Genomic DNA, 19,346 nt, shown 5'->3' with positions numbered 1-19,346 from the left:
GACATATACCCTGCTGCGCCGACCGCTCGGCACAACACATATCTTCTTTACCGTTAAAACGCGATAACTGCGAGTAGTTTCCACACCAAACTAACAAATATATTAATAATTCAGATGAAATGAGTTATTAAACAGGTGAAAATAGGCCGAATGATAGTCGAAAACAGTCTAAAAACGGCGGATATGGCTTGAGACAAGCGCCGCTTAGTTCTATGCCGCTTGCCATGACTGTTTATTTTCACGAAGAAGATTTACCCAAAGATGCGCTTTCTGAGGGGGCTGTAGCCGTTGATACCGAAACAATGGGACTAATTACCCATCGTGATCGGCTGTGTGTTGTTCAAATTTCTGACGGTAAAGGCGATCAACATCTGGTGCGATTCGCACCGGATAGCGATTACAGCGCGCCCAATTTGAAAGCGGTGCTGTCCGACCCGAATCGACTCAAGATTTATCACTTTGGCCGCTTCGATATTGCAGCGATTCTCTATTATCTCGGGGTCATGGCGGCACCTGTCTATTGCACCAAGATCGCCTCAAAACTCGTCAGAACCTATACCGACCGCCACGGTCTGAAAGAACTGGTTCGCGAATTGCTGGGACAAGACATCTCGAAACAACAGCAATGCTCTGACTGGGGCGGAGAAAAATTATCCGATGCACAGCGGGAATATGCGGCTTCTGATGTTCGCTTCTTGCATGGCTTGAAAGAAAAACTGGATATCCGTCTTAAACGTGAAAAACGGGAAGAATTGGCACAGGCTTGCTTTGACTTTCTCCCGACGCGCGCCAAATTGGATATCGCGGGTTGGTCTGAAACCGATATTTTCGCCCATATGTAAAATATAACGCCGTTTTCAGGATTGATTCTCTCATGCCGGTCATGGCTCCTTCTAATGCATTTATCCAACGCCGCTGGGCACTGGCTGGAGGTAGCCATGACAGAATAATCCACATTCTTCGGATTATTCTTCCTGTCGCTATTATTATTGTCGTTGCCATGATGGCGATTACGCCCCTCATCGGGCGGCGTGATCTCAGCTTTATGCTGTCACGCGACCATATATCGACATCCAAAGAACGCATGAATCTGAAAAAGGCTATTTATCGCGGTCATGACGATCATGGCCGCGTTTTTGAACTCAAAGCAGAATCGGCGACACAACCGGACTCTAGTGATCCGCAACTTTGGTTGACCGATCTTGTTGCCGAAATCACATTAGACAGCGGGCCCGCTACCGTAACGGCGCCACATGGGCGTTATAATATGGACAATAATATATTGACCATCGACGGGGCAGCCCAACTGGTTATGGCTAACGGTTATCGTGTTAATGGACAGGATGTTGTCCTTGATCTTGATAAACGACTAATTACCAGCCAACGTCCTGTTTCGGGGCAATCACCGAATGGCCATTTTCAAGGCCAAAGTCTCAATGTAGACCTTATCAATGGCAAGGCCGTTATGGATGGCCGCACCCATACCCATTTTGATCGCCGGTCAGGAGATTAAAGCCAATGTATTCCGGCCTGAAAAAATATAAGCCCCTTCCCTTCTTAAAAGCAGCGGCATTGTCACTCTGCGGATTTACTCTGATCCTGACTCCTTTATCTGCTTTGTCGGCACAGGGCTTCCGCCATCACGATACCAATGCCCCTATTGATATTGATGCCGATCACAGCGAAGTGCTTTATAACGACAATCGAGCCATTTATTCCGGCCATGTCCGCGCAAGACAGGCCGATATGACCATCACGGCGGCTTATGTCCGCATTGCCTATACCATGCCGAAAAACTCGAAAACCGGTGAAGCCTCTCCCCAGATGCAAAGACTGGATGCCTCTGGTGGGGTTACCATTCAAACACCGGATGAAATGGCCAAAGGCGAAATTGCTATTTATGACGTGCCCAAAAGATTGGTCACCTTGGTCGGTCATGTCGAAATGGTGCGCGGCGATTCTGTCGTGCATGGGGCAAGGTTAATTATCGATCTTAACACCGGAAAAGGCACGATGGATGGCAGCCTTGTCGGCTCCGATGGCAGCCAAGGCAAAGGACGAGTAACCGGCCATTTCGTGGTTCCGCCCTCCAATCAGGATAACAAAAAACAATAAAATTTTGATAAAATAGCCTGATAAAAAGCCTATCTTGTTACCAATCCAACGGCCAAAATAAAAATATATCGGGGAAAATATGTTGTTATTTATTTTCCCCATTCATATTTTCTTTATGAATACGCTAAGATAACATCCAAAAGGTTGCCTGTTTTTCAATCGGTTAAACGAGCTGCCTCTTTTTTTCTGCCTTTTCCCCGATATGGATTTGAGAATGACTTCTGCCCGGAAAACCAAGGACAGCCTTTCTACGGAAGCCTATGATTCAGGTGTATCGCAAGGGTTATCCATTATTTCTATCGCGAAATCCTACGATCACCGGCAAGTATTGGAAGATGTTTCCTTAAATGTTGGGCGTGGTGAAGTCGTTGGCCTATTGGGGCCCAACGGGGCAGGTAAAACGACCTGTTTTTATTCAGTCATGGGATTGGTCAAACCGGATGCAGGCCGAATATTGCTCGACGGCCATGATATTACCGGCCTGCCGATGTATCGCCGTGCTATTCTGGGACTAGGTTATCTTCCGCAGGAAACCTCTATTTTCCGCGGCTTATCGGTAGCACAAAATATCGATTCCGTCCTTGAACTTCATTACCCCGACAAAAAAGCCCGTAAAGAAAGACTGGATCAGCTTCTTTCCGAATTTCATCTGACCAGACTGTATGATTCTCCGGCAATGGCGCTTTCCGGTGGTGAAAGACGCCGTTGCGAAATTGCGCGGGCTTTGGCCGCCAATCCGTCCATCATGCTGCTCGATGAGCCTTTTGCCGGTATTGATCCGATTTCGATATCCGATATCCGCGATTTGATCGAAGACCTCTCCAACCGTGGAATCGGGGTGCTAATTACCGATCATAACGTCAGGGAAATGCTTGATATCGTTAATCGGGCTTGTATTATCTATGGGGGTCGGGTGCTTTTCCAAGGCACGCCAGAGGCCTTGGTTGCCGATGAAAATGTCCGACGGCTCTATCTCGGAGAGGATTTCACCCTTTAAAATCCGGCGACGCCTGACTGACTGATAAGCAGGAGTGATAAGACAGGTTGCTAAGTCCAAGACTAGATATACGACAAAGCCAGTCTTTGGTTATGACGCCGCAACTTCAGCAGGCGATTCGTCTTCTTGCGCTTTCCAATCTTGAAATCGAAAGTTTCATCGCCGAGGAACTCAACAGCAACCCCCTTCTCGAAGCCAGTCATAATGATGATAACGGGACAGAAAATCACTCCGATTCAACCGAAGACCTAAAAAGTGATGAGAACAATCCGGCAGAGTATAACGATCCGGCGGACAGCCTTGATGCCGATTATGCACAGGAAGTTTTTCATCACGATAGTCCGGCCGATAACCCAAGTAGCTTTTCAGAAAGCGGATTGGACGGCAGCCTAGGCTTAAACAGTATTCAACTCTCAGGCTATGACGGCCTTGATCGGGAATTAACGGATCGGAATCAGGAAAGTCTAGCCGATCATCTGGAACATCAGGCCAGATTATGCCTAACGGGTGAAAAGCTGGCGATTGCCTGTCATCTGATCGACCTGATTGACGAAGCCGGATATCTGACCGAGCCTTTATCTTCCATCGCCTCGCATCTTAATATTACAGAAGACGAAACGTTGGAGGTTTTAAAGGTCATTCAGGGCTTTGACCCGACCGGTGTTGGCGCTCGCAATCTGGCAGAATGTCTGATGCTTCAAGCGGAAGAAGCCGACAGGCTTGATCCGGCGATGCGAAAACTGATTACCAATCTCGAATGGTTGTCACGCGGAGCATTGCCCCGTTTAAAAAAGCTCTGTCAGGTCGATGACGAAGACTTCGCCGACATGATTCAGGAATTACGAAATTACAACCCTAAACCGGGGCTAAAATTTGGTTCCGCGCCGATCCAGTCGGTTACACCGGATATTTATATTAAACGGATGAAAGACGGCTGGGCGATCGAACTCAATAATGCCACACTTCCGAAATTGCTGGTCAATCGTGCTTATTATTCCGAATTAAAAGCCCAGAAAACCGACAAAGCAGAACAAAAAAGCTGGCTAGATGAAAAATTGGCGAGCGCCAACTGGCTGGTAAGGGCATTGGATCAACGCGCCCGCACGATCATCAAGGTAACAGAAGCCATTGTCCAATATCAGGAAGGCTTTTTTCTAAAAGGTATCGAACAGCTCAAACCGCTGACGCTACGGCAGGTAGCCGAAACCATCAACATGCATGAATCAACGGTCAGTCGGGTTACCAACAACAAATATTTTTCCTGCGAACAGGGGATATTCGAATTAAAATATCTCTTCTCCAGCGGGATACAATCCAGCGGTTCCGAAGAAGGTGCCGCAGCCGAAGCCGTTAAAAGCCATATTGCCCGCTTCATCGCTCAAGAAGGCGCAGAAATCCTATCCGATGACAAGCTGGTTGAACTTCTAAAAGCCAAAGGCTTCGCCATCGCCCGCCGAACAGTCGCCAAATATCGAGAAGCTATCGGCCTAGGCTCCTCGGTGCAACGCCGCCGCCAAAAAGCGATCAGCGCTTCACAAAAAGCCTAACCTGCAAAAAAGCCTGCCTCCTTTTTTAGGAAACAGGCTTTTTCAAAGGATAATGTCAAAAGACAATTCCAAGATCAGGCAAAAGCCGCTTTCAGCTTATCAACCAGATCGAGTTTTTCCCACGGGAAGAAATCACCATCGGCTTTACGACCGAAATGACCATAAGCGGCAGAAGGCTTATAGATCGGCTTGTTCAACTTCAGATGGGTGCGAATACCCTTCGGGGTCAAACGGATCAGCTTCGGCAAGACTTCTTCAATCTTGGCTTCATCAACCGTGCCGGTGCCATGGGTATCGACATAAAGCGACAAAGGTTCAGAAACACCAATGGCATAAGAAAGCTGGATCGTCACTTTCTTGGCCAAACCGGCGGCCACGATGTTCTTGGCAAGATAGCGGGCAACATAAGCGGCAGAACGATCGACCTTGGTCGGATCTTTACCGGAGAAAGCACCACCACCATGAGGCGCTGCACCGCCATAGGTATCAACGATAATCTTACGACCCGTTAAACCGGCATCACCATCAGGGCCCCCGATTTCAAACAAGCCGGTCGGATTAACGAAAATGGCTTTGTCATCCGGCATCCAGCCTTTAGGCAGAACATCTTCATAAACCGATTTGACATAGTCGCGCAGCTTAGCCTGACCTTCTTTCGAGCTCAAAGCTGGGCTATGCTGGGTGGACAGAACCAAAGCAGAAGCTCTGACCGGCACACCATTTTCATAAACCAAAGTCACCTGACTTTTGGCATCAGGTTCCAGAAAATCGACTTTTTTCTGGTGACGGTCTTCAGCCAGACGTTCCAGAATACGATGGGCATAATAAAGGGTCGCTGGCATATAGTCAGGCGTTTCATCGGTAGCAAAACCGAACATAATGCCCTGATCTCCCGCGCCTTCGTCTTTATCTTCACCGGCATCGACACCTTGGGCGATATCGGCAGACTGCGCATGCAGATGGTTAGCGAATTCAGCCGTTCTCCAATCAAATCCGGTCTGCTCGTAACCAATTTCACGTACGGTTTCACGAACCGTCTTTTCGATTTCTTCTTCACTGACCGGAACAGCCGAACGGACTTCACCGCCGATAATGATGCGCTGCGTGGTAACCAGCGTTTCACAGGCGACGCGGGCTTCCGGGTCACGGGAAAGATACAAATCGACGATGGCATCAGAAATTTGGTCAGCAACCTTATCGGGATGGCCTTCGGACACGCTCTCGGACGTAAACAGGTAGTTGCTACGCATAGAAAAAGGATTTTCCTTATCTGTTAAACCTAAAAATGAAGCTGGCCTGACAGTTTCCCGATCAGAAAGAGGAAAAAATAAACATCTCGCCCTTTAAGGCAGATTTTTCTTCCCCAAAGCCAATCCCCATCTAAAAGTGACACGCTATAGAAAGATAGAATATAAAGATATAAATCTTTCCTTATATCAAGACTAGCGTAACTTAATACGCCCAAACAGGGCAATGAGCAACAGAGCCGTGGCAAAAAGCACACTAATCAGGTTGCCGTAGCGGGCAAAAAAGGTCGGTTGCAACGCTTTCGGCATCACCGCTAAAAGCCGTCCTTCGGTATTTTCAGGCAAAAATTGCAGGATACGCCCTTCTGCATCAATCACCGCAGAAATACCGGTAGAAGTGGCTCGCGCGATAGGCAGCCCCTCTTCAATCGCCCGCAATCGCGCTTGTGCCAAATGTTGGGGCGGGCCCGATCGACCAAACCAGCTATCATTGGACAAATTGAAAATGAAATCGGGGCGATGGGCGCGATCAACTACTCGACCGGAAAAAACGATTTCATAGCAAATCTGAATCCCGACCAGACCAAAAGGCACCAGATCAAGACTTTCAGGCTGCGCCCCTTCGGTGAATTCTATATCACCAGCGACCAACCGCCCTAATCCGACATAGGCCGCCCATTTCCGAAAAGGCATATATTCCCCGAAAGGCACCAGATGGGCTTTGTCATAGCGGTCTAAAATATCGCCCTTGGCGTCAAGGACAAATAAACTATTCCGAACCGAAGCGATATGACCGGAATTATCGGGGATCAAAGCATCGCCCCCCGTCAACAACAGATCATTTTTGCCCAATAAACGGCTCAAAGCTGCCCGTGCCAAAGGCTCTTCTTCAAGATAGCTTTGAACCGCATCTTCTGGCCATAAAATCAGGCGGGGATAATGGAGATCACTCTTCCCTGACAATTTCTTGAAAATAGCATCATGACGAGATTTATAACGGAGATCGTATTTTTCATCCTGCGGGATATTCGGCTGGACAATCACCACATGAGCAGGCGGCTGCTCTGATTTTTGCCAATGGATGTCATGACCATCGACCAACGCCCATCCTAAAAAAGGTAAAGCCATCCAAAACGCAGGAAGGAGCGACCGGATAGCCTGCCTCGCCTGTCTTTTCTCTATGGCTAATTTGATTCCGTCATAACAAGATAATCCGATACCGGCGGCAATAACCACAAGAGCCGACAGGCCGTAACTCCCGATCCATCGGGCGATATGCGCTATGGGCAGGATATTCAGCCAGATTGCTCCTAACGGGCTCCACGGGAATCCAGTAAAAACCCATGATTTTATCCATTCGCCCCATGTCAAACATCCCGCCAAGGCCAGCGTCAAACGCCAAAGCGGTATTTGCGACAAAGATATACTGAAAACAGGCACAGACCAAAAAGCAGCAGACCCAACAAAAAAACGGCTTTTCATCGTCCCTTCACGCGCTACCGCCGCGTCATTCTCAACAGGAAAAAGACGGGAAGGAATAGCATCGATATCCTCGGAATCCGCACCATCCCCAATCCCATCAGACGACTGAAAAGAATCCACTCTTTTTTCGCCTCGCCGGAAAGAAAGACATAAGAAACGAAGGGGCAAAGTAAAAAGAGAAATATAACAGGCCAAATAACAGGATAATAAAGGTACCGCGACCCAACCTAACCATGACGGCATCGCAGCCTGATGGGTAAAAGAAGTCGCAATCCAGTCCAGCCCTAACCAGAAAAAACCGAAAGCAAAAAGCCAACTAAGGGCAAAAATCTGCCAAGTCTTTTGGGTTTGTCGCAATAAGGCCAGCCATCCAGCCACAGCCACAAGACTGCATCCCCAAAGATTATAAGGCTGTAATCCCAAGGCCGCGACAAATCCGGCCAGAAATGCAAAAATCCAAGTCACAAAATTGGCTATCTCAATAGAATAGGAAAAAGGCAAGCCAGTTCAGCCACCCATCACCGCACGAACCAATATCTCAAATAAAAATGTTATTTCATATAATAATTGTTGGATAAAAACAGATACACCACTCCATATCACTTTTATTAATGAATGGAGTATAAAATTGGACAACAATTCACAAAAAAATAATAAAGATCTGATGATCTCTGATAAAAAACCGATATTAGCACAAAGTCTATTAAATTTTTTAAATTCGCAGCCTCAAAATCCATCGGATCGCTATCGTTATAAACCCTTAGATAATCGCTATAATGACGATAATGCCTGTACATTAGATATTGGCGGAGAAATTAATCATCATGTTCTTAATATAAAACCGATACTAGAGTGTAAAAATAATAATCTTGGTGCTAAAATTTATGGCAATTATTCTTCGGTATCTCCTCCCGGAGTGGGAGGATCATTACAATTGAATAAAATTCCGCTAACTAATTTGGGACAATTAACAACTTCTATTAGCCATAGTCCATCAAATGGTACTTCTGGTACAATAGGGATAGGTTTACCTTTACCTTTCTAGAATGCAGCATGAATGCTTCATTGCTCTAAAAACGGAAATATTTATGCTAAAAAAATATCTATTTCTTACTCTATTTCTTTTTTCTGAACTTTTAGCCTTTTCTAAAGTCAAAGCTGAGGAGAGCCTTCCCTCTTCCAAACTGGTTGACTTTCTAAAACAGCAAAGCCCTCAAACTTTAAAGGAAGGGCTAAAGGTCGCCCCTGGTGGCGATGAAAGCACCTTAGCCCTTTACGAAGGAGATAGCCTTCATCTCCAAAAAATGATCGATGATCCCAAGCGCACCAGCTTTGAAAAAAAATTTATAAATACAGACTTACTAAGAACCAAAGGCGACTTCAAAGAAGCGGATAGGCAGCTCGAGATTTGCCATAAAACCTATTTCATGGAGGGCAGCGGGATACATCTTTCGCCTATAAATCTGGGTGCCATGATCTGTGATCAGCTCTTGGCGGGAAATTATTTTCTCGAAGGCAATCTTGCTGCATGGGGTAAAAAAATTGATGACATCAAAAATACTTACTACCCTCCGATCCGAAAATTTGCAGGATTAGAGCAATTTTCTCTTTTCGATATTAAAATGGGCAACCTTTCAGTTCCCCCCAGTGAGATACCCCCCTTCACCGTTACCGGAATAGATCAGCAGCAAACACTGCCTCTACAATCTCAGAAACTTACCCAAGAAGGCTATAGGCGCAGTACTTGGAATGTCCCTTATTTAACCGCATCTTTAAACGGAACCGATTTCTCATTTTTCTTAGGAACAGATACCGCAATTAGTTTCTTACCCAAAGCCTTAAGCCATTCGCCTCACGTCCATATCGTCGGACATATTGAAATAGCGACCAATGGACGTGGCGAAGCCTATAACGGCGATCTTGGTATTGTTGATGAGCTAAAAATCGGGACGACGGTTTTAAAAAATGTCCCGTTCCTGTTTACAAATACGGATGAAGCTTCTCTTGGTCTGATGGTTCTTCAAAAATTAGGCAAAATAAAAATAGATCGGCAACATTTCACTTTCGGAAAAGATATTGACTGTCACTGTCAGAAAGACATCCAACTTGGCAGCATATTTGACGGCCGTTTTTATGCCCTAAGATATCCGATCACATGGCAAGGAAAGACCGAGATGGCGGCTATTGATCTTAGCCAGAGCGATGCCCGTTTTAGCTTTATGCTCTTCCAACCTGATTTTACCCCTGAAGAAGAAAAACAATCTTTTGAAATTAGTAAAGAAATTGACGGAACGAAAGTAACCGCTTCTATTTATTTAAAAGATGGCAATCTTTCCATTGATGGCATTGACTACGGCAAAAGACAAAAATCTGTACAAAAAGATAAACTACGCATATTTTCTAAAGTCATGACAATTACAATTCTTGAAAAAGCTGACCTCTATCTCGACTTCATCAATCACAAAGCCTGCCTCAAGCCGAACAATTCGGACGCTACACCTATACCGCAGTAAATATCAAAGAAGGGGGAAGAGCGTCATCACAACTTGTTTTATCGAAAGCCTTTTATGTTCAAAAAATACCGATCTCTTCTCTACCCCCTTCTTCTAAACAGCGTTCTCCTGCCACCATTAAAAGCAACAAAGAGCCTTCCCTCTTCCAGATTGGTTGACTTTCTAAAGCAGCAAAGCCCTCAAACTTTAAAGGAAGGGCTAAAGGTCGCCCCTGGTGGCGATGAAAGTACTTTAGCCCTTTACGAAGGAGATAGCCTTCATCTCCAAAAAATGATCGATGATCCGAAACGCACCAACTTTGAAAAGAAATTTATAAACACAGATCTACTAAGAACTAAAGGCGACTTCAAAGAAGCGGATAGACAGCTCAAGATTTGCCATAAAACCTATTTTATGGAGGGCAGCGGGATACATCTTTCGCCTATAAATCTGGGTGCCATGATCTGTGATCAGCTCTTGGCGGGAAATTATTTTCTTGAAGGCAATCTTGCTGCTTGGGGCAAAAAAATTGATGACATCAAAAATACTTACTACCCTCCCATCCGAAAATTTGCAGGATTAGAGCAATTTTCTCTTTTCGATATTAAAATGGGCAACCTTTCAGTTCCCCCCAGTGAGATCCCCCCCTTCACTGTTACCGGAATAGATCAGCAGCAAACACTGCCGCTACAATCCCAAAAATTTACTCAAGAAGGCAATAAAAGTATTACTTGGAATGTCCCTTATTTAACCGCATCTTTAAACGGAACCGATTTCTCATTTTTCTTAGGAACAGATACCGCAATTAGTTTCTTACCCAAAGCCTTAAGCCATTCGCCTCACGTCCATATCGTCGGACATATTGAAATAGCGACCAATGGACGTGGCGAAGCCTATAATGGCGATCTTGGTATTGTTGATGAGCTAAAAATCGGGACGGCGATTCTAAAAAATGTCCCGTTCCTGTTTACAAATACAGATGAAGCGTCCCTTAGCCTGATGGTTCTTCAAAAATTAGGCAAAATAAAAATAGATCGGCAATATTTCACTTTCGGAAAAGATATTGATTGTCACTGCCAGAAAGACATCCAACTTGGCAGCATATTTGACGGCCGTTTTCATGCTTTAAGATATCAAATCACATGGCAAGGAAAGACCGAGATGGCTGCCATTAATCTTAGACTCACTGATGCCCATCTTAGTTTTATGGTCTTCCAACCTGACTTCACCCCCGAAGAGGAAAAACAATCTTTTGAAATGGATCGCGAAATAAATGGAAAGAAAATAATTTCTTCTATTTATTTAACGGATGGTAATCTTTCCATTGATGGCATCGACTACGGCAAAAGACTAAAATCTGTAGAAAAAGACGAATTACATATCCCGGCTAAAGTTATAGGCGTGTCGATCCTAGACAAAGGCAGCCTCTATCTCGACTTCATCAATCACAAGGCCTGTCTTAAACCTAGGCTCAGGACCTGTTAATTTCTTGAGTTGAGCGGGCTGTTGTGATTCACAGGTTTACCGATGGAGGTGAAGCTGTGAGTGACGTGTTTTTGCTGTCTGAGCACCAGATGGAACGGATTAAGCCGTTTTTTCCACTGGCGCATGGTGTGCCGCGTGTCGATGACCGTCGTGTCCTGAGCGGGATCGTTTACGTGATCCGCAACGGCCTTCAGTGGAAAGACGCCCCGAAAGCGTATGGCCCGCACAAGACTTTATACAACCGGTTTATCCGGTGGAGCCGCCTGGGTGTCTTTGACCGGATCTTCGTCGCCCTGACGGAGCAGGCAGGCCGTTCGAAGCGTCTGATGATCGATGCAACACATCTGAAAGCACACCGGACAGCGGCCTCCCTGCTCAAAAAGGGGCTTTTCCCCGCCATATCGGACGCACGAAAGGCGGACTGAACTCAAAGCTTCACGCTGTATGCGATAGTCAGGGCCGCCCTGTCCGGCTGCATCTGACCGCAGGTCAGGTCAGTGACTTCAAAGGCGCGGATGTTCTGCTGGCAAATCTGCCGGAAGAAACACAAGAAATTCTCGGGGACCGGGGATACGACAGTAATAAAATCAGACAGTCTCTCGCAGACCGGAATATCACCGCCTGTATTCCGCCGAAGAAGAACCGGAAATCAAAGCCGCCTTACGACTGGCATCTGTATAAAAAGCGTCACCTCATCGAAAATATGTTCGCAAAGCTCAAAGACTGGCGGCGTGTCGCAACACGATACGACCGGTGCGCTCACACATTCATGTCAGCAATCCATATCGCAGCAAGTTTCATCTTCTATCTCAAAGAATGAGTCCTGAGCCTAGTCTCGACGATGTCAGTATTATTATTTCCCAACATAATTTTACGCCAGAAGAAGAAAAAAAATCTAGAGAAATTACTACAAATTTACCAAATACAAAGTCAAAGGAGGAATCTATTTACCAAAAAGAAGTTAATCTCATAATTGATGGTATCAATTATGGAAAAACAAAAGAATTATTTAAAAAGGATAGTGTTCATCGTCCGTTTCGATCAATGGGGGTATCCATCCTCGAAAAAGCTGACCTCTATCTCGACTTCATCAATCACAAAGCCTGCCTCAAGCCGAACAATTCGGACGAACAGCCCATACCGCAGTAAATATCAAAGAAGGAGGAAGAGCGTCATCACAACTCATTTTATCGAAAGCCTGTCATGCCTAAGAAATACCGATTTCTTCTCTATCCCCTTCTTCTAAACAGTTTTCTTCTGCCAGAATTAAAAGCTGACAAGCCCCTTGTCTCTCCAAAATTGATCGAGATTCTCAGGCAATATAAACCAGAAATGCTTCAAGAAGGCATAGAATTACGTCCTAGTGGCGAAGAGCTTCAACAAGCCTTATTCGAAGGAGATACATCCTTAATTCAAAAAATTGCTACTTCGAAAGAAAGCACGAATATCGTTCAGAATTTTGCTGAGATTGAAGTCTATCAATCTAAAGGTGCTTTTCAAGAAGCCAATAGACAACTGGAAATATGCAATAAAAATTTCTTTCAAGACAAAAATGCACAGGATCTATTATCACCTATTAACGGTATATTATTGACTTGCAGTCAAATGCTTATAGGGAATTATTTTTTAGAGGGAGATATTAAAAACTGGGGCATAGAACTCAACCTTATTGAAAATGTCTACTACCCAGCTATCCAAAAATTTAAAGGACTTGAAAAATTTTCTCTTGCTGTAACAAAGATGGGGAATTTGACAATTTCTCCAGATTCTATCCCTCCCTTTACCGTTACAGGAATAGAGCAACAACAATCAGTTCCGTTGCAGTTTCAAATTCCGATAGAGGAAATTTATAGGCGGAATGCGGAAAAACTGCCGTCTATAATTGCCTCATTAAACAAAGAAGATATTCCCTTCTTTCTAGAAACTGGTGCCGCTATTGGCAAATTACCAACTAAATTTAGCCATGCGTCCAATGTCCACCTCATCGGGCATATTAATAACGCAGATAATGCCGCTTCTGAAAATTATAGCGGCGAGCTCGGTATTGTCGAAGAATTAAAAATAGGAAATGCCACGCTAAAGAACGTTCCCTTCCTTTTTACCAATGTCAATCAGGCCTATCTGGGACTCATGATTTTACAAAAGCTAGGAAAAATTAAAATAGATAAACAGAAAATGATTTTTGGCAAAGACGTTAATTGTATCTGTCAACAAGATGTTCATTTTGGAATCACCTTTAAAGGGGATCATCAAGTATTAAAATATCCATTTTATTGGAAAAATAAACGTAATTTTGCTGCAATTGATTTAACTCAAAATAATATTGATTATGATATACTCACCTTCAAAGATAAATTTTTAAAGAACCAACAGAACCATTTTTTTGATGTTACAAATAATGTTGACGGCACTAAAATAAAAAACCCTGCTTATTTCACAGAGTCCAACTTATCTATCGACGGGATTGATTATGGTAAGAAGAAAGAATTAGTCATAAAAGATACGATACGTAATCCTTCAACGATTATAGGCGCGTTTGTCCTAGACAAAGGCAGCCTCTATCTCGACTTCATCAATCACAAGGCCTGTCTCATGCCGGATGAATCGGACACACAGCCTATGCCACAGTAAATATCAGAGAAGGGGGAAGCGCGTCATCACAACTCGTTTTATCGAAAGCCTGTCATGCCTAAGAAATACCGATTTCTTCTCTACCCCCTTCTTCTAAACAGCGTCCTTCTGTCAGAATTAAAAGCTGACAAGCCTCTCGTTTCTCCAAAATTGATCGAACTTCTCAAGCAACAAACACCTGAAACGTTAAAAAATGGTATTGAAATTCGACCGGGTGACGAAGAAATGCAAAGGGGAGTATTAGAGGGAGATGACCTACTCATCGACAAAGCCGCCAATGCACTAAAAGGCAATAATCTCGTCAGCCAATATGCTAAAATAGATAAATTACGCGTCAAAGGCGACTATCAAAACGCCAATAAACTGCTGGATATCTGCGGTAAAACTTTTTTTCAAAAACCCTATGATCCCGACTTACTTCCACCCATCAGTGGCGTAGGTATGACATGCCAACAAATTTTAGCAGGTAATTACTTCTTAGATGGTAATCTGAAAGATTGGGCTAAAATTCTTCATTTTGTTAGAAATGTCTATTATCCCCCCATCCGAAAAATTTCAGGATTAGAGCAGTTCTCGCTTACAGATATTGAAATGGGGAGGTTGTCCGTTTCTCCGGATTCTATACCCCCATTCACCATTACAGACATAGATCACCAGCAAAGCATTCCACTACAATATAAAATTCCGATACATGAAGATCATCGGCGTTTTGCTGAAAATGTTCCTTCCGCAATGGTTTCGTTGAATGGGAAAGAGGTGCCTTTCTTTTTAGAAACCGGTGCCGCTATTGGAAAACTACCCAAAGCATGGAGTCATTCCCCTCATGTCCATATTATCGGACATCTCGATAGATCAACCAATGCTGCATCTGAATTTTTTAGTGGCGATCTCGGCATCGTTGATGAGCTCAAAATTGGAAAAGCTGTTTTAAAGAACGTTCCCTTCCTTTTTACCGATGTCAGCCAAGCCTATCTGGGGCTCATGATTTTACAAAAATTAGGTAAAATCAAAATAGATAAACAGCAAATGACCTTTGGCAAGGATATCAATTGTAATTGTCAGCAAGATATCCATCTTGGCAGCGCATTGGGGGGCGATTTCCAAACCCTCAAATACCCAATTACGTGGCAAGGTAAAACCAGTCTAGTCGCAATTGACCTTACTGAGGATAATAGCGACTTTACGCTATGGACATTTAAACCAGATTTCACAAAAGAAGAACAAGAAACCACATTCCAATTCCCCACAAAAGAAAATAACAAAACTGTTCTAAGTCAAGGGCGCATTGTAAAATCTGACTTATCCATTGATGGGATCAATTATGGAGTAAGAGAAGAGTTTATTGCAAAAGATACTATCCAAGATCCAGCTACCATTATGGGCTTGTTTATCCTCAACAAAGTCACTCTCTATCTCGACTTCATCAATCACAAGGCCTGCCTCAAGCCGAACAATTCGGATGCTACGCCTATATCGCAGTAAATATCAAAGAAGGGGGAAGCGCGTTATCACAACTTGTTTTATTGAAAGCCTGTCATGTCTAAGAAATACCGATTTCTTCTCTATGCCCTTCTTCTAAACAGCTTTTGCCTACCGCCATTGAAAGCTGACAAGCCTCTTATCTCTCCAAGGCTCATCGAACTTCTCAAGCAACAAACACCTGAAACGTTAAAAAACGGTATTGAAATTCGACTGGGTGGCGATGAAATACAAGAAGGGGTATTGGAGGGCGACAGCCTTCTCATCGACAAAGCCATCAATGCGCTGGAAAGCAATAATCTTGCCAGCCAATATGCTGAAATAAACAAGCTCCGCATCAAAGGAGACTATCAAAGCGCCAATAAATTACTTGATATCTGTGATAAGACTTTCTTTCAAAAACCAGACACCTCAGCTTCGTTACCGCCTATCAATGCCATAGGCATGGTATGCAAACAGATTTTAGCCGGTAATTATTTTCTGGACGGTAATCTCAAAGATTGGGGTAAAAGCCTCGATTTTATTAAAAATATCTATTACCCACCCGTTCGAAAAATCTCAGGATTACAACAATTCTCCCTTGCGGATGTTAAGATGGGAGGACTATCTGTCTCCCCGAACCCAATACAACCCTTTACTATTACAGACATAGAGTACCAACAAAGCATTCCACTACAGTATCAAATTCCTATAAAAGAAAACTTTAGGCGTAATGCGGAACATGTCCCTTATGTAATAGCCTCCCTAAACGAGAAAGAAGTTCCTTTCTTTTTGGAAACCAGCGCAGCTATTGGCAAATTACCCAAAGCATGGAGCCATTCCCCTCATGTCCATATCGTTGGACATATTGAGAGAGCAACCAATGCTGCATCTGAATTTTATAGCGGCGATCTCGGCATCGTTGATGAGCTCAAAATTGGGAAGGCTGTTTTAAAAAACGTTCCCTTCCTTTTCACCAATGTCAGCCAAGCCTATCTGGGACTCATGATTTTACAAAAGCTCGGTAAAATCAAGATAGATAAACAGCAGATGATCTTTGGCAAGGATATCAATTGCAATTGTCAACAAGATATCCACCTTGGCAGCGCGTTAGCGGGCGACTTCCAAGCCCTTAAATATCCGATTACTTGGCAAGGCAAAACTAATTTAGTTGCCGTCGACTTTACTCAAGATAATACCATATTCAACTTATTAACCTTTAAGCTCCAATTTACAGCTGAAGAAAAAAAACAATCTTTCGAAGAAGATGTAAATTCAAATAAAAAAATGATTAAAATTGTCGGTTATTTGAATAACGAAAATTTATTTATTGATGGAATAAACTATGGAAAAATAAAGGCACTTGTCGAAGAAGATAATAGGCGCAAGCCAGTAATAATTATAAGTACATCTATCCTAGACAAAGCAAGCCTCTATCTCGACTTCATCAATCATAAGGCCTGTCTTAAACCAAATATTTCGGACACACAGCCTATGCCGCAGTAAATATCAAAGAAGGGGGAAGAGCGTCATCACAACTTGTTTTATTGAAAGCCTGTCATGCCTAGGTTTTGTTGACAAAGGAAGGTAACCACAATTTTACGGCCGCGAGATGAAGGAAGGCGAGAAAAGATTTTCTGGTTTTGTCATAGCGTGTGGCAATGCGCCTGAACTGCTTTAGCTTATTAAACATCCGCTCAATACGATTACGATCTTTGTAGTGCTGGAGATTATAAGGAATAGGCTTTTTTCGATTGGAACGAGGCGGGATAACAGGAAGAATGCCTCGAAAAAGCAGTTTTTCGCGTAACCTATCGCTATCATATCCTTTATCAGCGAGAAAACAGTGGGGTGTTGTGACAGGGATATCTATCAAGCTATCAGCGCCAGAATAATCAGAGACCTCACCACCGGTTAGTGCGAAAGCTAGAGGGCGGCCTTGACCATCGGAACGGGCGTGGATCTTGCTCGTAAAGCCTCCGCGACTGCGACCAAAGCCTTCCTTATACGTCCCCCTTTTGCGCCAGCCGCTTGGCTGTGGGCGCGAATAATCGTACTATCTATCATATGTTGCCAGTCATCTGTCAGGCCAAGGTCAACGAGAGTTTCAAGAAGAGCGTCCCACACACCCTGTTCTGCCCACCTACGAAACCGAACATAGACCGAATTCCATTTCCCATAACGTTCATGCATATCTCGCCACGGGCAGCCTGTTCGAAGCACATAAAGCATACCATTGAGAAATAACCGATTACTTTTGGCGGGACGCGCGCAGCGGCCTCGTTCGCTTGGAAGAAGACCCTGTATTATCTCCCACTCCGCGTCCGTCAGATCTCCTCGCATCCTATCTACCCTACAAAACTTGTTCTCAAGTTATCTCTAAAAATCTTAAATTATACCCTTTGTCAACAGAACCTAAGAAATACCGATTTTTGCTCTATCCCCTTCTTCTAAACAGCTTTTTCCTGCCACCATTAAAAGCGGACAAGCCCCTTGTTTCACCAAAACTGATTGAACTTCTTAAGCAAAAAACGCCTGAAGATTTAAAAAACGGTATCGAATTGCGATCAGGCGGTAATGAAATGCGAAAAGGGTTATCTGAGGGAGACGACCTGCTTATTGACAAAGTCGCTAAAGATCTAAGCAACAGTCACCTTGTCCAAAAATATGCTGAAATAAACAAGTTTCGCATTAAAGGTGATTATCAAAATGCCAATAAATTACTTGATATCTGTGATAAGACTTTCTTTCAAAAACCCGATGCCCCCAACCCATTTCCACCCATCAGTGGCGTAGGGATAATATGCAAACAAACATTGGTCGGTAATTACTTTTTGGATGGTAATCTGAAAGATTGGGGTAAAAGTCTTAATTTTGTTAGAAATGTCTATTATCCACCCATCCGAAAAATTTCAGGATTAGAAGAATTCTCTCTTACGGATGCCGAAATGGGTAGATTGTCGGTCTCTCCGAATTCGATACCCCCCTTCAAGGTTACTGGGATAGATCACCAGCAACGCATTCAACTGCAATTTGATGTTGCTATAGACGAAGAACATAGGCGGAGTGCTAACTACGTTCCCCACATAACCGCATCCCTAAACGGAAAGAACATTCCTTTCTTTTTGGAAACCAGTGCCGCCATTGGCAAATTGCCAGAAGAATGGCGTCATTCTCCCCATGTTCATATCGTCGGGCATCTCGATCGGGCAAAGAATGGAGCTTCTGAATTTTTTAGTGGTGACATTGGCATTGTCGATGAAATCAAAATCGAAAAAGCCGTTTTAAAAAACGTTCCCTTCCTTTTTACCAATGTCAATCAGGCCTATCTGGGACTCATGATTTTACAAAAACTAGGTAAAATCAAAATAAATAAACAGCAGATGACCTTTGGCAAGGATATCAATTGTAACTGTCAGCAAGATATTCACCTTGGCAGCGCATTGGGGGGCGATTTCCAATCGGTCCAATATCCAATTACATGGCAGGGGCACACGCGTTTAGTGGTAGTTGACTTCACTCAAGATGATACCGTTTATAATTTAACAACTTATAAGTCAGAATTTACGCCACAAGAGAAAGAACAATCTTTCGAAGAAAGACCAGACCCAAATAACAAAGAATTGAAGTTTTCAGTTTATTTCAAATAAAGGCAATTTGTTCGTGGATAATATGGATTATGGGCAAAAAAAAGAAATAGTTATAGAAGATAGTCGATCTCGATTAGCCACAATCATCGGATTATCTATCCTCGAAAAAGCTGATCTCTATCTCGACTTTATCAATCACAAAGCCTGCCTCAAGCCTAACAACTCGGACGCACAGCCCATACCGCAGTAAGTATCAAAGAAGGGGGAAGAGCGTCATCACAACTTGTTTTATCGGAAGCCTA

15 protein-coding genes and 2 pseudogenes are annotated in these 19,346 nt (G+C 43.8%); 14 read left to right on the top strand and 3 right to left on the bottom strand.

Translation table 11 applies throughout. The features are described 5' to 3' along the window. Positions 1-224: 224 nt before the first annotated feature. The 5 genes from ZMOB_RS04345 (at position 225) to rpoN (ending at position 4,659) form a co-directional block, all read left to right on the top strand. Complete coding sequence (locus ZMOB_RS04345) at positions 225-842, top strand: ribonuclease D (protein WP_025420180.1); 618 nt, start codon at positions 225-227, stop codon at positions 840-842. A 32-nt stretch (positions 843-874) separates the two neighbouring features. Next, on the top strand, positions 875-1,513 hold the full coding sequence (gene lptC / locus ZMOB_RS04340; RefSeq protein ID WP_012817403.1) for an LPS export ABC transporter periplasmic protein LptC: 639 nt from the start codon (positions 875-877) through the stop codon (positions 1,511-1,513). 5 nt (positions 1,514-1,518) lie between these two features. Further along, positions 1,519-2,115, top strand: a complete 597-nt coding sequence (locus ZMOB_RS04335; protein WP_011240217.1) for an LptA/OstA family protein — start codon at positions 1,519-1,521, stop codon at positions 2,113-2,115. 214 nt (positions 2,116-2,329) lie between these two features. Then, the gene (lptB, locus tag ZMOB_RS04330) at positions 2,330-3,112 is read left to right on the top strand and encodes an LPS export ABC transporter ATP-binding protein (protein WP_011240216.1); all 783 of its coding nucleotides are present in this window, start codon (positions 2,330-2,332) and stop codon (positions 3,110-3,112) included. A 47-nt stretch (positions 3,113-3,159) separates the two neighbouring features. Next, entirely contained in the window at positions 3,160-4,659 is a 1,500-nt protein-coding gene (gene rpoN, locus ZMOB_RS04325; RefSeq protein ID WP_012817405.1) for an RNA polymerase factor sigma-54, read from the top strand. Positions 4,660-4,733: 74 nt separating this feature from the next. On the opposite strand, the gene metK is transcribed toward rpoN, so the two are convergent. Both metK and lnt read right to left on the bottom strand, forming a co-directional pair. Then, entirely contained in the window at positions 4,734-5,909 is a 1,176-nt protein-coding gene (metK, locus tag ZMOB_RS04320; RefSeq protein WP_011240214.1) for a methionine adenosyltransferase, read from the bottom strand. A gap of 192 nt (positions 5,910-6,101) precedes the next feature. Next, a complete protein-coding gene (gene lnt, locus ZMOB_RS04315) occupies positions 6,102-7,853 on the bottom strand; it encodes an apolipoprotein N-acyltransferase (protein WP_014500734.1) in 1,752 nt (583 codons plus the stop codon). Positions 7,854-8,052: 199 nt separating this feature from the next. Between lnt and ZMOB_RS04310 the strand changes: the two genes are divergently transcribed. From ZMOB_RS04310 to ZMOB_RS04275, 8 genes are all read left to right on the top strand, one after another. Further along, on the top strand, positions 8,053-8,433 hold the full coding sequence (locus ZMOB_RS04310; protein WP_185737971.1) for a hypothetical protein: 381 nt from the start codon (positions 8,053-8,055) through the stop codon (positions 8,431-8,433). Between the two features lie 43 nt (positions 8,434-8,476). Then, positions 8,477-9,901 (top strand): retropepsin-like aspartic protease, encoded by a 1,425-nt coding sequence (locus tag ZMOB_RS04305; RefSeq protein WP_014500732.1) that lies wholly within the window; start codon positions 8,477-8,479, stop codon positions 9,899-9,901. Positions 9,902-9,955: 54 nt separating this feature from the next. Beyond that, entirely contained in the window at positions 9,956-11,365 is a 1,410-nt protein-coding gene (locus tag ZMOB_RS04300; protein WP_014500731.1) for a pepsin/retropepsin-like aspartic protease family protein, read from the top strand. Between the two features lie 56 nt (positions 11,366-11,421). After that, a protein-coding gene (locus ZMOB_RS09845) for an IS5 family transposase (RefSeq protein ID WP_099045773.1) occupies positions 11,422-12,185 on the top strand; the annotation gives its coding sequence in 2 pieces (ribosomal slippage) (positions 11,422-11,755 and positions 11,755-12,185; 765 coding nt in all). After that, the gene (locus ZMOB_RS10530) at positions 12,182-12,514 is read left to right on the top strand and encodes a hypothetical protein (RefSeq protein WP_041573372.1); all 333 of its coding nucleotides are present in this window, start codon (positions 12,182-12,184) and stop codon (positions 12,512-12,514) included. Before ZMOB_RS09845 ends, ZMOB_RS10530 begins: the two co-directional genes overlap by 4 nt. A 54-nt stretch (positions 12,515-12,568) precedes the next feature. Next, a complete protein-coding gene (locus ZMOB_RS04285; RefSeq protein ID WP_014500730.1) occupies positions 12,569-13,996 on the top strand; it encodes an aspartyl protease family protein in 1,428 nt (475 codons plus the stop codon). A 54-nt stretch (positions 13,997-14,050) separates the two neighbouring features. Then, positions 14,051-15,478 carry a retropepsin-like aspartic protease gene (locus ZMOB_RS04280; protein ID WP_014500729.1) on the top strand — a complete coding sequence of 476 codons (1,428 nt, stop codon included), beginning with the start codon at positions 14,051-14,053 and terminating at the stop codon, positions 15,476-15,478. A gap of 54 nt (positions 15,479-15,532) precedes the next feature. Further along, entirely contained in the window at positions 15,533-16,960 is a 1,428-nt protein-coding gene (locus ZMOB_RS04275; RefSeq protein WP_014500728.1) for a retropepsin-like aspartic protease, read from the top strand. Positions 16,961-17,018: 58 nt separating this feature from the next. On the opposite strand, the pseudogene ZMOB_RS10090 reads toward ZMOB_RS04275, so the two are convergent. Next, a pseudogene (locus tag ZMOB_RS10090) lies at positions 17,019-17,797 on the bottom strand (IS5 family transposase). Positions 17,798-17,856: 59 nt separating this feature from the next. On the opposite strand from ZMOB_RS10090, the pseudogene ZMOB_RS04260 reads away from it, so the two are divergent. Then, positions 17,857-19,294 (top strand): annotated as a pseudogene (locus tag ZMOB_RS04260) (retropepsin-like aspartic protease). Positions 19,295-19,346: the final 52 nt, after the last annotated feature.

Origin of the sequence: Zymomonas mobilis subsp. mobilis ATCC 10988 (genome assembly GCF_000175255.2) — a bacterium.
In the GTDB taxonomy this organism is placed as follows: domain Bacteria; phylum Pseudomonadota; class Alphaproteobacteria; order Sphingomonadales; family Sphingomonadaceae; genus Zymomonas; species Zymomonas mobilis.
This window is presented reverse-complemented; position numbering and strand designations above follow the sequence as displayed.